Genomic DNA, 812 nt, shown 5'->3' with positions numbered 1-812 from the left:
CTCGTTTCAGCCATGAGCCTCTATCCCTCAAGTCCTGGCCTCCACGTTACGAGGGGAACCACAGTCGACCTGACGGGCAGGCGATACATCGAGGTGAAAGCAGAAGATCTCGCAGCCGACTGGCCCGGGCAGCGCCGCGCCCTGTTCGAACGGCTCGACGTCGACGACTTCGCCACCCCTTCAACGTTTCAGTCGCACAAGCTGACGAACCGCAACGACCAATTCGACGACGAAACCCGCGAGTTCATCGAAGAAGCACTCGGCAAGGTCATCCCGGCCATGGGATATGAGTGACGGCTTTGGCTCTCCACCTTGACGACGCCGCATCGCGCCCCTCGAACGCCCGGTAAACGCTGTTTCAGCCGAACCGCATCGCAGACCACTCGTTCCTAACTTTCCGGCCGTCTTTTGAGCCCGCGCTTATGGGCGGGTGCACGCTTCTGCCGCCGATCGGGCGCGGGATGGACAGCAGGCTTGGATGGGGCTGGGTCGTCGCTCGGTCAGGCGCCAGGAGTGATGTCACCCTGTCTCTCCTTGCCGGTATCGAAGAACCTCGTCAGGTATTCGCGCGGCCCCTGCCCGCTCTCCCTGATCAGTGAGAAGACTTCCGCTCCGTGTCCCGGTTCATCGAACAGCCGATACGCCTGAGAGAGCCCCGCGAAGACGACGCCGGGCTGCTCAGCCACGTACTCGAGCGCCTCTGCCTCCGCCAACGCAATCGCCTGGTCGAAGCCCTCAGCTCGCCACAGTGAAGGTTTCCGAGTAACGGTCTGCAACTGTGCGTAGTGGTCGTTTCAGGTGGTTCGTCCGTG

At 62.3% G+C, this 812-nt stretch carries 1 protein-coding gene and 1 pseudogene; one reads left to right on the top strand and one right to left on the bottom strand.

The window, feature by feature from the left end:
• Positions 1-294, top strand: a pseudogene (locus V6U90_RS33655) (hypothetical protein); the annotation flags it as partial.
• Positions 295-500: 206 nt separating this feature from the next.
• Here V6U90_RS33655 and V6U90_RS33650 read toward each other — a convergent pair.
• Positions 501-713 (bottom strand): hypothetical protein, encoded by a 213-nt coding sequence (locus V6U90_RS33650; RefSeq protein WP_334445245.1) that lies wholly within the window; start codon positions 711-713, stop codon positions 501-503.
• Between the last annotated feature and the right edge of the window lie 99 nt (positions 714-812).

The sequence above is a fragment of the Micromonospora sp. CPCC 206060 genome, assembly GCF_036906895.1.
Taxonomy (GTDB): Bacteria; Actinomycetota; Actinomycetes; order Mycobacteriales; family Micromonosporaceae; genus Micromonospora.
The sequence above is the reverse complement of the archived record's forward strand: the minus strand, read 5'-3'. Positions and strand labels throughout refer to the sequence as shown.